Source organism: Zestosphaera sp., from assembly GCA_038727705.1.
GTDB lineage: Archaea > Thermoproteota > Thermoprotei_A > Sulfolobales > NBVN01 > Zestomicrobium.
On the sequence record JAVYVJ010000003.1, the window covers coordinates 98,865 to 115,858 of the forward strand.

General features: G+C 52.6%; 12 protein-coding genes. 10 read left to right on the top strand and 2 right to left on the bottom strand.

Features of this window, described 5'->3' with window-relative positions; all coding sequences use genetic code 11:
- Window positions 1–91 precede the first annotated feature (91 nt).
- The 6 genes from QW772_07630 (at window position 92) to QW772_07655 (ending at window position 9,215) form a co-directional block, all read left to right on the top strand.
- On the top strand, window positions 92–1,348 hold the full coding sequence (locus QW772_07630; GenBank protein ID MEM0038777.1) for a DNA repair exonuclease: 1,257 nt from the start codon (window positions 92–94) through the stop codon (window positions 1,346–1,348).
- Entirely contained in the window at window positions 1,345–2,652 is a 1,308-nt protein-coding gene (locus QW772_07635) for a hypothetical protein (GenBank protein MEM0038778.1), read from the top strand. Before QW772_07630 ends, QW772_07635 begins: the two co-directional genes overlap by 4 nt.
- The gene (locus QW772_07640) at window positions 2,640–4,664 is read left to right on the top strand and encodes a DUF87 domain-containing protein (protein ID MEM0038779.1); all 2,025 of its coding nucleotides are present in this window, start codon (window positions 2,640–2,642) and stop codon (window positions 4,662–4,664) included. Before QW772_07635 ends, QW772_07640 begins: the two co-directional genes overlap by 13 nt.
- Complete coding sequence (locus QW772_07645; protein ID MEM0038780.1) at window positions 4,661–7,042, top strand: AAA family ATPase; 2,382 nt, start codon at window positions 4,661–4,663, stop codon at window positions 7,040–7,042. The genes QW772_07640 and QW772_07645 overlap by 4 nt, the downstream gene beginning before the upstream one ends.
- Window positions 7,043–7,191: 149 nt before the next feature.
- Window positions 7,192–8,124, top strand: coding sequence for a hypothetical protein (locus QW772_07650; protein MEM0038781.1), 933 nt, complete (start codon window positions 7,192–7,194; stop codon window positions 8,122–8,124).
- Window positions 8,125–8,219: 95 nt separating this feature from the next.
- Entirely contained in the window at window positions 8,220–9,215 is a 996-nt protein-coding gene (locus QW772_07655) for a methionine synthase (GenBank protein MEM0038782.1), read from the top strand.
- Here QW772_07655 and QW772_07660 read toward each other — a convergent pair.
- Window positions 9,195–10,628, bottom strand: coding sequence for a trimethylamine methyltransferase family protein (locus QW772_07660; protein MEM0038783.1), 1,434 nt, complete (start codon window positions 10,626–10,628; stop codon window positions 9,195–9,197). The genes QW772_07655 and QW772_07660 overlap by 21 nt on opposite strands.
- Window positions 10,628–11,278 carry a cobalamin-dependent protein gene (locus QW772_07665; protein ID MEM0038784.1) on the bottom strand — a complete coding sequence of 217 codons (651 nt, stop codon included), beginning with the start codon at window positions 11,276–11,278 and terminating at the stop codon, window positions 10,628–10,630. Before QW772_07665 ends, QW772_07660 begins: the two co-directional genes overlap by 1 nt.
- A gap of 182 nt (window positions 11,279–11,460) precedes the next feature.
- Here QW772_07665 and QW772_07670 point away from each other — a divergent pair, with 182 nt between their 5' ends.
- From QW772_07670 to QW772_07685, 4 genes are all read left to right on the top strand, one after another.
- On the top strand, window positions 11,461–13,239 hold the full coding sequence (locus tag QW772_07670; GenBank protein ID MEM0038785.1) for an ASKHA domain-containing protein: 1,779 nt from the start codon (window positions 11,461–11,463) through the stop codon (window positions 13,237–13,239).
- 266 nt (window positions 13,240–13,505) lie between these two features.
- On the top strand, window positions 13,506–14,972 hold the full coding sequence (locus QW772_07675) for an ATPase domain-containing protein (protein ID MEM0038786.1): 1,467 nt from the start codon (window positions 13,506–13,508) through the stop codon (window positions 14,970–14,972).
- A 218-nt stretch (window positions 14,973–15,190) separates the two neighbouring features.
- Window positions 15,191–15,988, top strand: a complete 798-nt coding sequence (locus tag QW772_07680) for an electron transfer flavoprotein subunit beta/FixA family protein (protein MEM0038787.1) — start codon at window positions 15,191–15,193, stop codon at window positions 15,986–15,988.
- A 2-nt stretch (window positions 15,989–15,990) separates the two neighbouring features.
- Window positions 15,991–16,983: an electron transfer flavoprotein subunit alpha/FixB family protein gene (locus QW772_07685; GenBank protein MEM0038788.1), complete on the top strand. Its 993-nt coding sequence runs from the start codon at window positions 15,991–15,993 to the stop codon at window positions 16,981–16,983.
- The last annotated feature ends 11 nt before the right edge of the window (window positions 16,984–16,994 follow it).

Genomic DNA, 16,994 nt, shown 5'->3' on the forward strand with positions numbered 1-16,994 from the left:
ATCACTCATGAAAACCAAGAACCACAGTAGGCGGGGGATTATTTTAAACATAATATCTTTAACTGAGACTAGTGTGTTAGGGAGTGGGGGAGTGGTTGAGTTGTTGTTGACACATGTGAGTGACTTGCATATAGGGGCTTTCAGCAACACGTCACTCTTCAAAGCACCGTTAAATGCCTTCGGAAAGATAGCTGAGTTCGCACTTCATGAAAAGACGGAGTACTTGGTTGTTGCAGGCGATTTCTTCGAAAAGCCGGAGTTCAGGGACTTCCCCACACTGCTTGGAGTGCTGAAGATTTTACGCGAGCTTAAAGAGAGGGGGAGTGTTAAGGTAGTTGTTGGCCCGGGCAGTCACGACCGGAGCTACAGATCCGTCAGCACGTTGGAGGTTCTAAGAGAGGCTGGACTCCTACATATTCCAGAGCACGAGGAGACCGGAGAGTATCTCGTACTTAAACCTCTTGAGGTGGGCGGCGTGACTTTCTACGCGCTCCCAGGATTAAACAACAATAGGGAGGTAGAGTATGTCCGTAGCGGCAGAGTCAGGCTTGAGAGGCTAGAGGAAGTGAAAGGACCTGTTGTGCTGATAGCGCATACCAACGTGAGGTTCGAAGGCTACAATCCAGCAGACTACAGCAACAGATACGGGGAACTAACCCTACTCCCTGACGACTGGTTCAGAAGACTCCGCGATAAAGTCAATTACATCGCTCTGGGCCACGTGCATTTCCCCGTACCAGTATTTCATGAGGGCCATCATAGGATGGTCTACGCTGGGGCGCCGGTAGGCAGGGACAAGGCAGACCTGAGGGAGACCCTCCAACTTAGAAGGAATGGCTTCAACCGCAGAGCAGTGCTAGTCGATCTCTCAGATGACCCTCCGAGATGTAGGAGTATTTGGGACGACTTTGGTGTGGAGATCGACGAGATCGACCTGGACTACAAGGGGTTGCAGGAACTGGGAGAAGCTATTAAGTCAAGAGTCTCAGCCATGAGAGGGATCTTCAAGGCGTTGCTTGTCGAGCTACGTGGAGTCAATCCCGTGATCAGAGGCAGGGTACTCCACGAGCTTAGAGTACTGGAGCTAACTCTAGGGACGCTCATTTACACAGACATTAGGGAGGTGGAGGTGATGCTGAAATCTCCGATAATCTCAAGTGTAGTCACTAGGCTCTCAAAGGATATTCAGGAACTTAAGAAGGAGATAGCGCTGGACATAATCAAGAAATATAGACTCAACACAAGCGTTGAAAAGCTGCTGGAGCTCTTGGAGACCCTCGGCGAGGACGATGAGCCGGAGAAAATCTATGAGAAAATAAAGCCTATCCTGGAGGAGATGGTGAGGTGAACGTAACCGCAAACCCGCTCATCAACGCCTTCAGGGAGGTCCTGAAGGATGTTGAAATGGACTATAGGGAGAGCTCACATGATTCAACATCACAACTGGAGTGGGAGATCTACAGGAGAGCCTACAGGTTGATCGAACTCAACAAGACCGACACTACTAGGAAGGACATTCTATTCATTGACTCGGGCTTCAGAACTTACGAGACCGATGTGTGTAACGTGACTTACATACAGCTGGGGGGTCTCTACAGGGATGTGGAAGGGAACCTCAAGCCGATGGTGAGAGGAAGGGACGCCCTAATCTTAAGCGTCTCAAGAGTCAGGTCAGGCGATGGGTACGATGTGAGGGCCAGAGTGAAGGGCATAGACTCCAGAGTGCTCCTCGGCAGACCTGATGAAGAATTCGTGGCCGGGCAGGAACTCACCAGGCTGATCAGGAAGATTCGTCCAAGGATTTCTAAGGACTACCGTGCTTACAGACGGTTCTCCAGGTACCTGACAGCGTTGATCGAACTTTCCTACGCTCTGAAGCTTTATGACGTGTTGAGGCAGGAGCGATCGCTGAACCCCCTCATAGTCATCGACGGAACCCTCATGAGGTGGTTTGCCGTCAGGCGGCGGGGCGGCACAGTCGATGGAGTGGATGTGCTGACCGCTCTAACAGGGCTGGACGAGACTACGGTTCTCAAGTACCTTACGAACGTCGTGGGACTGAGCAAGTCAAGTAAGACAACGAATCTCCTGCGCGTCAGGAAGCTCGTCAGGGAGAAGGGGTATGACGAGCTGAGTGAGGTCTACGGGATATTTGACTGGAATGGACTTAGGGAGGCGGTCGATCTAATGGGTGACCGCGATGTAGACGAAGGGGTTGAGGGAACTCTGAAGGAGCATGTGAGGATCTACAACAGGATGGTATATCATGTTAGAGGGGTTTGGGCCGTTAGAGCCCCCGTTGTGACGGTGGGCCTCAATGTCTACATGGTGGACGTGCATAGCATGAAGCCCGTCATAGACTTCAACAGTGACTCGCTTATCGTGGATAAAGATGCATTAAACAATGTTAACGAGAGGCTGGCTGAGGCAATACCCTCAGTGTTCGCTTTCAGATCTAGGCTCGTAGGGGTACCGCCGTACGGCTTCATGGAGGTTGATCAGGCGGTGAGGGTGGGTGGCGATGAGGCAAGAGCGATCGACGTAGCCTTTATCAAGGCGATCAGCGAGTCAGGGGGAACGGACGTCGCGTGGGCATTCGCTCTGATAAGTAGCTCTGTCTTACGGAGGTATGGTTACAGATGGGGGGTGTGACTAACGTGGAGGTAGGTCGTGTCACGTCCTGGGGTAGAGAGGGTGTTGAGGTTTCGTTCACAAGCGAGGAAGTTAACGTGAAACTTGGAGATCTACTGTACGTTGAACTTGCAGACAGGGTAGTGGTTCTGGAGGTAGTGAGTCATAGGGGAGGCGTGCCGACTCATCCGGCATCGCTGGCTGTGAGCACTCTAGTGGAGAGCGACATACTCCGTAGCACCTCGAAGGTAATGTCGGTTATCACTTCACCTGTCTTTGAGGTCAGGCGGGGGAGCGGGAGGGCTATCGTGACGAGACCCCAGAGCCCGCCTCCGCTGGACTCCGCAGTCCGTCTGATAACGCGTGGCGACGGTGTGAGTGACCGTATAATGAGGGATCTAAATGAGGGCATAACACCGTCCGACTCCGGTGTTGGCATAGCATGGCTCAGGTCCGGTAGCGCTCAATATGAAGAGTTGAGGAAGGTGAGGTACTTCCCTGAGGCATGCCTGAGGCTGGATCTAGCTAAGACCATACCTAAGCACGTACTGCTGGTTGGTGCGACCGGGAGCGGTAAGACCACGAGCGTCATGGGCATGGTCCTCACCTGGTTCCTGGAGGGGGAGGGAGGGCTCGCGTGGCTGGTCATAGATAGGCATGGCGAGTACAGCAGGGCCGAGTTCATGGACGCGGTTAGGACGGCTGCCCGATTGAACTCGGGTAGGCTCCGTAACTCCGCTAACCTAAGTATCCTCAGGCTGGAGCCGAACGCCACGCGGCCGGGAGATCCCAACACGTACGTGGGTGGACTGAAGGCCTCCTCAGTGAACGCTAACGACGTCCTGTACTCCATGGAATTATGGGAAACGGAGCACTCAGAACTCAGCGAGTCCCTTACCATACTTCAAGAGTTTCTGAGACTCTCAGAGTGCCCGGAGGAGGAATTCAGCACCGGCGGTAGGGAGCAGTGTTTACCGAAGAACGTCGTCAATCTATTCTTCCACGGCCCGGATGAACCGAACGTCAATACACTAGCACTCCTCGCGTTGGTGGTCGATAACGTGATCAGGTACGACCACAAGGAAAAGAGTGAGGGGAGGATCAGCGGTAAGACGTTCTATGACGTCTTCAAGGAAGCCGGGATATACGTGAACAAACTGAGGGCTTACAGGAGGAAGGTACTCTACGCGTTAGGACTAACGACGCGGATCGAGAAGATTGAGGGCTGGTCGGGGAACACGGTTGTGCGTGTTCTCGACGACTCCCATAGCGTGATTAAGCTACCCGCATTCATGAAGGAGGCATCGAAGGTCGCGGCGTTCTTAGGCGCCCTGGTCAAGGCAGCGGGCTCCACGACCTCCTATAGGTGGAGGGTTGCTGGAGGTCATGCGGAGTATACCACCGCTGAGGAGGGGATCGACGCGTCCAGCATATTACTGGATCTTGATAAGGGAGGTCTGATGGTGTTGGACGTGTCTAAGGTGCCACCGCACGTGGCCGACATAATCGCCATGAGTATCTTACGGAATCTCTTCACTGCCAGGCTCATGGAGGGTGTAGAGGCCTGCGTGGGTAAATCGGTGGTTTCCGTCGTGTCTGAGGAGGCCCCCCTCTACCTATCGCCTGACAGGGTTAAGTCACCCTACAACATATTCGCGAGGATTGCTAGGGAGGGGAGGAAGTTCGGCATAGGGCTGGTGGCAGTTGCCCAGCTGGCTTCAATGATTGACCGCCAGATACTCGCTAACTTCAATACGATAGTGGCGTTGAGAACTAAGAATCTCCAGGACATCAGCTACCTGACGTCGATAGGCGTGCCGGGAGAGGCGCTCATATCGTTGGGGGACCGTGAGGGATTTCTCTACACACCTGATTTGAGGGTCAGGGAACCTATACCAGTCTACATACCGTCGTACTATGACCCGGAGGTCAAGGAGCGCTTGAGCAGGCTCCTTGAAGAAAGAATGAATGCGGAGACCGGAGTCCGTAGGGCCGCCTCGAAGCTGGCCGAACGCTTTGGTGGTGTGAAATGAGAGTGCTTGGAATCAGACTCGTTAACGTGAGGACTTACAGGGACAGCACTATAGTCATCCCTTATAGTGGGGTGACGATCATCCACGGAGAAAACGGGTCCGGCAAGACATCAATATTCATGGCACTTCAATATGCGTTCTTCGGATCAGCAAGGAAGTACGGCGGGAGGAGTGTGTTCCGGGGCTTCAGCGACCCTACAGTTAACGACCTACTGAGGACCGGCACTGCGAGGGGGTATGTGAGGGTTCTGTTTGAGCAGGCTGGTAAGGTATACCTGCTTGAGAGGACGCTCTCATCGACAGGTCAGTTCGGCGGCTACTTAGTTGAGTGCAGCTTCACGGAGGAAGTCGTCAAGTGTCCTGCCCAAAGGATACCGCTAAACACTGAGGCACTTAACCAGAGAATCCTGAGTGTGCTGGGCCTGGCAGACATTAAGGGCCCGAGAGACCTCTTCACGAGTACTGTATACGTGCCGCAGTTCAACATTCACGAGATACTTACCCTCAGCAACGAGGAAAGGAGAGAATTGCTGAATGCCGCCTTCAGCTTAGGCGAGTACACGAGGGTCTACAAGAACATGGAGAGGCTCGCAGGCTCTGGGGACGTGAGCAAGCCGCGGAGAGACTCAGTAATAGGTAGCGAGATATATGTACAGAAGCAGAAAGTCGAGGAACTTAGGAGACGCTACGACAAGCTCGACTCGAAGTCCAAGATGCAGAGAGTTAAAGAGTTGGATGAGGAGATACCTGAGATCGAGAAGAGGCTGAAGGCCGTTGAAGCAGAGATGCAGGGGCTGAACGAAAAAATAAAGAAGCTGAATGAGGAAAGCGTAGGAATTAAATATGAGCTGAACAACCTTGAGAGTGTTGAGAAACTCCATGATGAGCTCCTCAAGAATAAGAAATCGTATGAGAAGGAACTGAATGAATTCTGCAGTAATGTGATGAGGATCTTAGAGCTGGAGGGGCCCTGCATTACAGTTTCAGATTTGCTGAAGGCGGTGGAGGATGCAAGAAGCGAGATGAAGAAACGGTTAAGCGAGATAGAGGACGGAATCACCTCACTCAGAAAGAAGCTCAACCTGCTGAGGGACGAGAAAAGCAAGCGGGAGAGCGAGAAAAGCCAGCTAGCACGTGAGGAGGGTGAGCTGACGGGACACATCAACTCCCTAAGAGAGTCTCTGAGGACGAAGGAGGAGGAGTATGAGGGGGTGAGGGAGCTGGTGTCCCGTGGCGTCTGCCCCAAGTGTAGACAGAAGATAATGCATGAACATGGCGTGAGGTTAGTGAAGGAGGTTGAGGAGAGTATTAAGAACCTTAACAATGACATAGAGAGCCTGACCCAGGAGCTCGAGGAAGTGAGAGGCAAACTCAGCAGAACGGAAGAGCTCCTGAAGCAGACTGAAGAGGAGATTGCGACTCTTCAAAAGGAACTGGATTCCTTGGAAGATGAAAAGAGCCTATTGAATGAAAAGCTGAACAACTTAAGCGAGTTCAGTTCCAGGCTTAAGTATCTCCATAATGAGGTGGTTAAAGTTGAGGAGCAGCTCAGGGGATTGCCGGACGTAGCTAAAAGGAGGGAGGAAATCCAAAGGAGGGAGGAAATCCTGAAAGATGAGATTGGGGAGCTTAATGCAGAGCTCGAGTCCCTGGAGGTTGAGAAGGAGAAATTAGTTAGGGAGAAGGCAGAGAAGGAAGCTGAGAGGAAGCGGTGCGAGGACGATATCAAAGAGGCTGAGGAGATCTCCGTAAAGCTTGATACTGAGGAGAGCAGGCTTGAAACCCTGACGAAGCTGTACAGCTTCGTCGGTAGCAGGTTGGGGGATATTGTCAGGACGTTCGAGAGTACGATAAAGAATCACCTCCTCGATGCGTTCAAGACGAAATTAAGGGAATACTACGACGTGATCTTCGGGGTCCAGGGGTTTGAGGTTGACGTGGACAGTGATTTCAGGCCCGCTCTCAAGGACGCTGAGGGGCGGGAGCTAACACAGCCTAGCGGAGCTCAAATCACTGCACTGGCCCTCGCCTACAGACTCGCGCTGAATAATGTTGTGCGATCCGTCAACAAAAAACTTGAGGATGCGCCGCTAATCCTCGACGAACCTACACTAGGGTTCGACAGCGAACACGTTACATATCTAGCTGAACTCCTGGAAGGTCTGAAAGGATTAAGAAACGGTGGTGTCCAGGTGATAGTCGTGACGCACGCGGAGGAACTCCTCAACGCAGGGGACTGTAGAATAAGGCTAAAAACCAAGCCAGAACGCCCAGCGCCGAATGCTGAAGTCTCTGAGATAGAGTGCATGGACTCAGGAATTGAGGGACTGCCATATCAGGACTACCAAGCATTAGTAAGGACAATCCTAATGAGCTAGGCTCAGACAGAAGAACCCCCTCCGAAACATGTGATGGAGTGGACTCAATTGAAAATCGCCTGCCTGTGGAATACGGCTTAATTCAACCCTGGCGTTAGATAATGTGATTTATATGTAGCGCAGAGGATTGAAATATTGGGTGTCTAAATTTGAGGAACTTACTATTAGTTGTAATAATCCTAGTTGCTATGAGCGCGGTGGTTGGAGCCGCCCTCCACTTGATGGGACCTACCGCACCGGCAACGCCAATCACAACACCCCTGCCCAGCACAACGGTGCCAACATCCACACCGACTGCAACCATCTCCACAACTACTACGCCCGTAAAGCCCACCCCCACAACTACGCAGGCAACCCAACCTTCAGGGTTAACCAAACCTATAATCACAGACGTGGTTCCCATGGGGTTTGTGCTCGTGGATGGGGAGGTTTACTGGAGGGTGAAGGTCCTTGGCACGGTAGATCTGCGGGATAAAATTGAGATTAACGGGGTCTATGCTTTTTGGTTTGGGCGTTTTAAAGTAACGCTCCCGGACGGTAGAGAACAGACGAGGCTCTTCATGCCAGGTGATTATGTCAACATAGTAAGAGACTTCAGATACATTCGGGAGGAAATGACCTTAGATGTTTACATACCTACCAACTGGTATGAGAACCCTTGTCTTGAGGGGACGTACAGGTTCGTAGTCTGGTTGCAGGGACCGTACGAGAACCGCTCACTACTCTTTGATAAGAGCTTTGTCTACAAGATGAACCTCAAAGCAAACATCTCCCCCACAGAATTGAGGTCTTGGAGCGAGAACCTAAAGCTTTCCCTCACCAACACTGGAGACGTGCCGTTAATCCTGCAGGGCGTTGGCATAGAGCGAACCGGCACCGGAACTGTTGTGGGGTGGGTGCTCGTCCCTGAAGAGATCATAATGCCAAACGAGTCAAAGGAGTTAACAGCGCCGGTCCAGATACTTAATGACTTTAGGGAGGAGTTTAAAGGTAAAACAATCACAGTGGACTTCGTACTGAATGTCGTAGCAGCCCCACAAAGGTACGCGATAACTGCAGACGTGAGGTTCCCAGCAGGTTAATAATATTTTCACCTGATTTCTCGTAGGACGAAAGAGAGGGATTACACCTAGGAAAACGCTTAAGGACTGGCTTGAGTTAGTTGGTGGGTGCAGCTGTGAGGAGTAGTCATGTTGGTAGTTTCCCTCTGGAGCACAGCCTCCAGAACGTCGGGAGGATACTGAAGGACCTCGCAACCCTAGGTATCGATGTTCCCCCATATCCCCAAATGCGGGGCTTCATTGACATCTACGTAAGCCCGCTGATGGAGGTTGGTGTGGTTAGCTTAACGGAGGGCTTCCTGCGCACCGATGTGAATGCGCTAGCAAGCCAAGATCTTAGATCGTTATGCGTGCCTGAGGCTGAGCTTGCTGTCCGCACTGTCAAAGAGTCCGGGCTTAAGTTTAAGGGTTTAAGGGCCCCCGTCACAGGGGTCTTCACCCTAGCTTCTAGGATCTACCTGCGTGCAGGCACTACAGATTTATCATCGACGGCGCTGTCTAGCAAAGATTTACTTAAGGGATTCTTCACCGAGTACGTGTCCCGCTACGTCAGCTACATGAGTTCGATAGGTTTTGACCTCGTGTTCATTGACGAGCCGACACTAGGTCTGATGGTTGGCGCTAGGAGGAACTTATTCAATTATAGGGACGAAGACCTAATCGAGGTTCTCGAGATGGTTGCAAGGGCCGCTGGCGCGGCTGAGGTGGGTGTGCACGTGTGCGGTCGAATTCACAGGAGGATACTCGAACTCCTGACTCAAGTGAAGAAGATAAAGTACCTAAGTTTCGAGTTTCACGACAACCCAGGGAACGTTGAGGTCATAGATAGGCACTTGCTCGAGACTAATGATAAAATCATCTCGCCAGGCATCGTCAGCTCAAGGAGGCCGATCCTTGAGAGCGAGAGTGAGGTGCTGGACCTGCTTAAGAGAATCTATGAGAAGGCTGGGGGTCGGGTGGACTTAGTTTGTGGTGACTGTGGATTCGCTGGCCTGAGGGGCTCGCTGGCCAATCGGGAGGAGGAGTACAGGTTGGCGCTCTCAAAGCTTGGGAGAGTTGTAAGGGCTGTTAAGTCCTTCTGTCAGGCAGGTCTAGACATACTTGGGTCTTGAACCAGTCCTTTTCCATAATTCCGTGTAGACGGCGTTCAGCCTTTCCAGCGCATCGGGACTTAACTCGTTGCGTCTCCCTTCCTTAAGAAGGCTGCCGACCACGGCGTGCGCCTCCTCATATGCGTCTCTCCCACTCCACCTAGACCTCGGAGTTGAGTCCCATACACTTGGCATGTGAACATCTTTCCTCAGGTACTTTCTAGTGTGGGGGTGCGGCAGGAAGCTCCCCCCTTCCTTCAAAACCACACCTTCTATGACATCAAGAGCCACGTCATCAACGCCCACTCCAAAACCTCTTGACAGCCTCTTAACCACCCCACAGACCTCATTGTCAAGGATCAGCTTTTCAAGCGACTGAACGCTCTCGAATTCAAGCATCCCGGGCCCCGAGACCACATCAAACCTTGCAGCGGCTGCTGCCAGCGCTGAATACGCCCCCTCACTCCCTGCCTGATAGTCAACAAGCTTAGCATCACTTAAACCCATGTATGTGTGAGTGGGGAGACCCAACAACCCTGCGAGATCCCTGTATGCCAGAGACACGAGGATCGACTCAGGCGCTACTATGATTGGCGTACCATACCTTGGATGCATGAGCGTTGGCGACCCGCCGTAGATGACTGGAGCCCCTCTGGAGGAGAGCTGAGCCAGGACAAAACCGCTCAGCACTTCAGCATGATGGAGTGTCACCGCCCCCGCCACAGTGACGGGTGCCGTGGCACCCAGACCAGGCATCGAAACTATCTCCGAGGGGACCCCTGCCCTAGCCAGATCGACCACGTTCCTTGAGGTCACCCTACTCCATGAGAGAGGAGGCGAAGGGCAGGCATCGAATATGGTGAAGGGCCTCCTCCACGCGTCCTCCCTAACTGCCTTAAGCATTTCAAGCATGTACGGCAGGTTCTCCACGGTGAACGCTCCAGTAACTATTGGTTTTCTTGAGTACTTCAGTATTGGGTAGAGTCTAACCGCATCCCTTACCTCGATTGGCGTGTCACCAGGAACGAGGGCGGTGCTTTGCGCGTCTATGTACTCCAGACCCTCAACAACTAGTGTGAAATCCCTAAGATCCTCCAGTGTGGGGGTTCTTGGCTCCCTCGAGTCGTAGTCGAGCATCTTTATGGCTGCAGAGCCCGGGTTGAATATTAGAGCGCCTTCACCTAACGTAGCCACCCTCCTGCCGTCCCTGTCGTAAAGGTCGAACTTTTTGGGGGTATTCCTCAAAGCCTCGTTAACCAACTCCTCGGGTATTAACACTCTGCCGTTCCTTTCCGTCGACCCAGCGTCGAGCAACAACCCCGCAACACTGGGATCCTCGAACTTAACACCCACTCTACTCAGTAGCTCTAGTGCTCTGCTGTGTATCTCCAGCGCCTCATCCCTGTTCAAGACCGCCAGGACAGGCTTGGGCATCATGCGACACCCAGCAGCTCCTTAACCCTCCTCAACGCTTTAAAAGCGTCGTCACCGCTGACGTCAGCGCCTATATCCCTCACCCACTCCTCAGTCACGGGAGCTCCGCCCACAACTACCACTACCCTGTCCCTGAGACCTCTACGCCTAAGCTCTTCAACAACCCTCCCCTGCTCAACCATGGTGGTAGTCATCAGGGCCGATACGCCCACAACCCTAGCACCATGGGACTCAACAGCCTCAGCGAACCTCTCCGGAGGGACGTCAACCCCCAGATCCACGACCTCAAAGCCCTCCGCCTCGAAGAGGGCCTTGGCTATGGTTTTTCCGAGTTCGTGGATATCGCCTCTCACTGTGCCGAAAACTGCGACAATCTTTTTGCTTGGGGAAGTTAACGGCAGTCTGGGCTTGAGAACCTTCTCGAAAGCCTGTTTAAAAGCCTCGGCCGAGGCGATTAAATCCGCTATGAAGTACTCCCCTCTCTCATACAGTGCGCCGACCTCCCTCATGGCAGGGGCTAACACCTCAGAGACTACCTGCAGTACATTAACCCCCGAGTTAACCAATCCCTCAGCACACCTCACAGCCCCTTCAGGATCTCCCCCGACTATCGCCTCATGCAATCCCCTCTTAAGATCCTCGTCGAGCATTAACGTCACCCACATAGAGCTATAACGCATGCGTGAATTTAAAGCAGATACGGTGAGACCTGAAGCGGCTCCTCATCCACACTTAACCCATAGACTGTGAAGGTTAAGTTTCCTCAAGGCTTATATAGTTCGGTGGATGCCCGCTGAAGGTAGGGCTGAAAAAACCTGCCGTTAGTAAGACGCTGCTTGAACTGCTTAGGGATCGTGGTGTCATGATCAGGTCTGACTGCGGCGGACGTGGCGTGTGCGGTAAGTGCGTCGTCAGGGTTACAGGTGGTGAGACATCGCAGGGTAGTCTAAGTGAGTGTAGAGTTCTAGGCGGACGAATGCTTGAAGAGGGGTTTAGACTCGCCTGCCAGGCCCGTGTGGTTAGCGATGAAGTATATGTAGAGGTTCCTGAATCGAGCCTTGTGACTTCCTACGCGTCTGCGGACACGGGTTACGAGAGACCTGTCAAGCTATCACCACTGGTGCGTAAGCGGTTTCTTAAAGTCCCTCCCCCGAGCCTGGCGGATCAGAGATCCGACTTAAGGAGGTTGCTAGGCAACGATGTGGAGGGGCTTAAGATCCCGCTAGCACTGCTTAGGGCATTACCTAAGGTGCTTCGTGAGTGTGGTTGGGAAGTCACGGTGACAGTTAGGGATAGCGAGCTGTTGGACGTCGAGTGCGGAGACTCTGAGGGTAGGCTGTACGGCCTGGCTGTAGACGTGGGCACATCCAGAATCGTTGCGCACCTCCTTGATTTGAGAACTGGGGAGACGTTGGCGGTGCTTTCCTCACCGAACCCGCAGCAGCTCTTCGGCTCCGACATCGTGTCGAGGATAACTCACGCGGTCAGCAACGCCGAATATCTTGAGAGGCTACGTCAGGAAGTCATTTCCTCAATTAACACGTTGCTACTTAAGGCAGCGTCTGAGGTCGGGGTTAACCCACAACACGTCTATGAGGTCGTGGCCGTCGGAAACACCGTGATGACGCACCTGCTGTTAGGGGTAGATCCCTACAGTCTAGGGGTCGCTCCCTACGTCCCAGCATTCTCACAAGGACTCGAGTTTAAAGTTAGGGACGTTGGTATCGAGTCAAACCGCAACAGCTACGTCTACATCGCCCCAGGGATTGCCGGGTTCGTCGGCGGGGATGCTGTAGCGGGTGCTCTGGCAGTGGGTCTCGACGAGTGTGAGGAGCCCTGCATCTTAATGGATGTGGGGACGAACACTGAGGTTCTAGTTAACAACGGTAGGGAGCTCTATGCTGCCTCAGCACCTGCAGGACCTGCTTTCGAAGGATTCGGAACTAGGCACGGCATGAAGGCTGTTGAGGGAGCCGTCGGGAAGGTTTTCATATACCAGAGCAGTTCCTCAGGTGATTACGAGGTCTCCTACGAGGTATTGGGTGGGGGGAAACCTCAAGGCATCTGCGGCTCAGCCTACATTGACACGCTAGCGCACCTCCGCAGACATGGAGTGATAGACGAGAGGGGAAGGTTCAGGGACGTGGGTTCTAGAAGGCTTAGAAAGGATGGGGAGCCTAGGTTCGTGATAGTGTGGGAGGATGAGTCAGGCACGGGTAAGGATATAGCAGTATATAGTAAAGACATCGCGGCACTCCTTCTGGCTAAAGCGGCGGTAGCTGCAGTAACTCATCTCACGCTCAAGAGGGCAGGACTAATGCCTGAAGATGTGGGTAGGGTGTTCGTGGCGGGCTCGTTTGGCACAAGCTTAAACCCCGATAATGCCGCCGTCATAGGACTGCTTCCTCACGTTTGGGTCGACAGAACGGTCTTCACAGGGAACACAGCGATCAGCGGGGCAAAGTTAATTCTAAAGTCGGCTGAGGCGAGGGAGAGGGCTGAGAAGATAGCCTCTAAAACAAAATATGTGGAAGCCTCGGCGGACGAGGAATTCGCTAAGATATATGTCAAGAACTTATTCTTGACAGACCTTAACTCGCATTCCAGGTAGGATTCACCAGAGTACGCACCTCCAACTCCTCATCACGTCGGACGGATGCAAGGTCGAAGAGCATCTCGTACTCAGAGCTTTGGCAATCATGAACTAGAGTCCGTGAAGGATGCTTGATGCGTTCTGTGCCTGAGTTGCTCGCCCCCTACATAGACAAAATGCGGTGACGGACTCTACCGACTTACCATGCATTCATCCACTCAGAGTTCGTCCGTAAAAACTTTGAATAACAATATATATAATGTGACGCTAGATATATCTAGTAAATGGCCAGTAGGGGGTTGACTGGGGTATTGTCTAACGATAACGGTTTCGTGTTCGGCATTGAGGGTTTGGATTCAGTGTTGAAGGGCTCTCTGGCCGGTGGCTCCCTCATCGTCATTGCAGGTCATCCGGGCTCCGGAAAGACCACACTGGCCTCAACCATGTGCTACCACAATGCGCTCAGGACCCATAAATGCCTATACATATCGCTTCAGGAGGATAAAGAAAAACTATACAGAAACATGCAGAAGCTGGGAATAAACCTAGAGGAAGTGGAAAAGAAAAATCAATACAGGCACGTAAAAATGCCGATAATAGTAAGCAAGGACACCGTAGTGGAAGCAATTACGGATATAGTTAACAATGCTCTAAGGAACTTCGATCCAAGGGTGATCGTCATTGATTCGATAACACCCGTGTTCAACGCGTTGTCCACAAACATAGAGGCTAGAGCAGTCCTTCAGAATTTCTTCGCCAACCTAGCTAGATTGACCGACGGTCTAGTCATCCTGATCGCTGAGACGCCTTTAAGCAGGAATGACGCGGATTTAGGAGGACTCGAGTTCGTTGCCGACGTAATTCTTATGTTAACACACAAAATTATGGGGAGGCTACTGCTTAGGGAGTTGAGAATAGTTAAGTCGAGAGGCTCCTCCGTGCCTGTGACCCTGATGACGTTCGCAATAATTGAGGGTCACGGGATCAGAGTCTACGCGCCGCCAAGGCTTGAGGAGATACCGCCGCCCAACTTACACAGGACCTTCAGACTTCCGTGCAGGAGTTTGGAGGAGTTGGGGATGGCCCTACATGCCGGAGAGATAGTGTATGTACCCAGCCCTAAACCATACCTTCTATCCCACATACTCTTCCACCTCTTCATCTCAGCCGCACACAACAAAGTCAAGGCGTTGGTGGTAAGTTACGAGAGCTCTCCTAAATACACGTGGCATCAGGTAGCGGAGGTTGCTAAAAACCTTGCTGGACTTAACTTGACGTGGGAGAAGGTAGCGGAGGCGCTGAAGGATAACGTAGTGATCGTCTCCTACAACCCAACAGCCCACATCCCTGAGGAACTCTTCCACCTGAGTCTGGAGATAGTGGAGAAAACAAATCCGGATGTGGTAGTCTTCGTAGGGGACACCCCTGTAGGGATGGTGGTTGACGAGGACGATTTCCTTAGAAATCACAGTGATCTAATGATTAACCATGTACTTTACCTCAGGAGGAAGGGCCTGACCACAGTGATTGTTGGAGGCAAACACGAAAACGTCCGCAACCTGTTGAACAATATCGCCGACGTAATCATAGACTTCGAGTCACGGGATGTTGAAGGCGAGGGCGTTTTCAACCTTCTCTTCTCTAGGAAGGGAGGGTTCCCAGTAAGGTTGGCGGGAGAATGCCTGAGGGACTGCATCAACGATATTGTTAACATATCGGCTGAGATCTTCACAACGCCCGACGTAAGGTAACCGTAAAAGAGGACGTGAACGTAGCGAGTCAATGCCAGGAGGCTTAAAGCAAGGACTGCTTTAGTTGCTGAGAATGGCAGGCGGGCGAGGCTATCATCAGAGCCGTAGGTACTACTTACGCTAAACCCGGCTGGGGTGACATGCCTGCATATCTTAGTGAAGCCCAGCTTAAAGCCTAACACGACATGTAGTAGTTAGGTGTGTCAACGTTGGATGTAGTGGTGTTAATCAAGCCAACCCCCGACATCAATAGAGTTAAGTTCGACGTCGAGAGTGGGGTTGTCGACAGGGCCTCAGCGGAGCTTGAGATCAATCAGTTCGACCTGTATGCTGTGGAGACCGCTCTGATCATTAAGGAGACTTTAGGCGGGCTTGTGACGGCGGTGTCTATGGCGCCCCCTCAGGGCGAGAGAGCTTTAAGGGAGGCAATAGCCAGGGGGGTTGACAGGGCAATCCTCCTGACGGACAGGAGGTTCGCAGGCGCTGACACCCTAGCCACGTCCTACACTCTGGCAGCGGCTGTGAGGAAACTGGGGAGGTATGACCTCATACTGTGCGGGGAGAAGTCAGTAGACGGGGATACTGCTCACGTGGGTCCTGAGGTCGCTGAGTACCTCGGAGTGCCTCACGCCGCCTTCGTCACTAGAGTGGTGGACGTATCGAATGAAAGGATAGTCGTTGAGTCGGATTACGGTGACGCCTACTACCTCCTGGAGCTCAGGCTGCCAGCTCTAATATCACTCTCTAGACCTTTGTTCTTCAGTGACAGAGCCGTAGAGCCCAGGACCCCTAAGCTGAGCGACGTACTCAGAGCGAGGAAGACTAAGGTTGAGGTCTGGAACGCCGACCACCTGATAGGCTTAGCGGACCCAGAGGGCTTCGGATTGGCCGGCTCGGCCACGAGGGTAGTGAGGGCGTTTAGCGCACTTGAGAGAGGCAGGAACCCAGTCATGGTGGTAGGTGATGAGGGGGTTGACCGCATTATAGAGGCTCTCAAATCTAGGGGGTTGATTTAACGTTGTGGAGCGGAGTCCTCATCTACGCTGAGAACTACGGCAAGGGCATTAAACCATCGACTTTCGAATTGCTAGGTAAGGCTAGTGAGTTGAGGTCTAGGTTAGGAGGCCTAATCCACTCCGTAGTTCTGGCATCAGAAGGGGCTGAGAGGCTGGCTGAGGAGTTAATCTCCTACGGGTCAGAGAAGGTGCTGACTTACAGAGTTCCGGAGGAACTGCTCCCAAACCAGCTTGCACACAGAGACGCGGTGGTTGACGCAATCGAGACTGTTAAGCCAAAGCTAGTCCTCATCAGCGCGACCCAGTGGGGAAGAGCTTTAGGCCCTAGAGTGGCTGCACGTCTTAAGACAGGGATAACCGCGGACTGCCTCGACGTGTACGTTGACGAGGGCGGCGATATCGTTCAGGTCAGACCGGCCTTCACCGGGAATATCATAGCCCATATAAAGACCCTGAGAAACCCGATCATAGCAACAGTGAGGCCTAAGGTATTCTCAATGCCAAAGCCCAACCGAGGTAGGGAAGGCGAGATTCTCCGCAGGGAGCTGAGCACTTTCGGAAGCGACGTTTCAGGGGTGAAGGTTTTGGGGATAGCTAGGGAGAAGTCTGCTAGGCTCTCAGAAGCTGAGGTAATAGTCTCCGTCGGTAAAGGTCTGAGGGGTAGAGAGGACTTGAAACTCTTCGAGGAACTCGCCAGAGTGTTAGGGGCGCAGATTGCATGTAGCAGACCCCTCGTTGACGCAGGGTGGATGGAGAGGGACAGGCAGGTAGGTTTCAGCGGGAATGTTGTGAGGCCCAGAGTGTACATAGCGTGTGGAATATCGGGCGCTCCACAGCACTTGACCGGCATGAAGGACTCCGAGTACATCATAGCGATCAACAAAGACCCTTCGGCCCCCATATCTAGGCATAGTGATCTGTTCGTAATTGGTGATATCTATGAAATCGCGCCGAAGTTGATGAAAAGGATTAATGAGCTCAGGGATAAGCTATAGTGGTGTGTAGA

Excerpts from the sequence above, each read along its gene's own strand:
- QW772_07675 (MEM0038786.1), top strand. The coding sequence starts at position 13,506 with ATGGCCAGTAGGGGGTTGACTGGGGTATTGTCTAACGATAACGGTTTC.
- QW772_07645 (MEM0038780.1), top strand. The coding sequence starts at position 4,661 with ATGAGAGTGCTTGGAATCAGACTCGTTAACGTGAGGACTTACAGGGAC.
- QW772_07660 (MEM0038783.1), bottom strand. The coding sequence starts at position 10,628 with ATGCCCAAGCCTGTCCTGGCGGTCTTGAACAGGGATGAGGCGCTGGAG.
- QW772_07640 (MEM0038779.1), top strand. The coding sequence starts at position 2,640 with ATGGGGGGTGTGACTAACGTGGAGGTAGGTCGTGTCACGTCCTGGGGT.
- QW772_07665 (MEM0038784.1), bottom strand. The coding sequence starts at position 11,278 with ATGCTCGACGAGGATCTTAAGAGGGGATTGCATGAGGCGATAGTCGGG.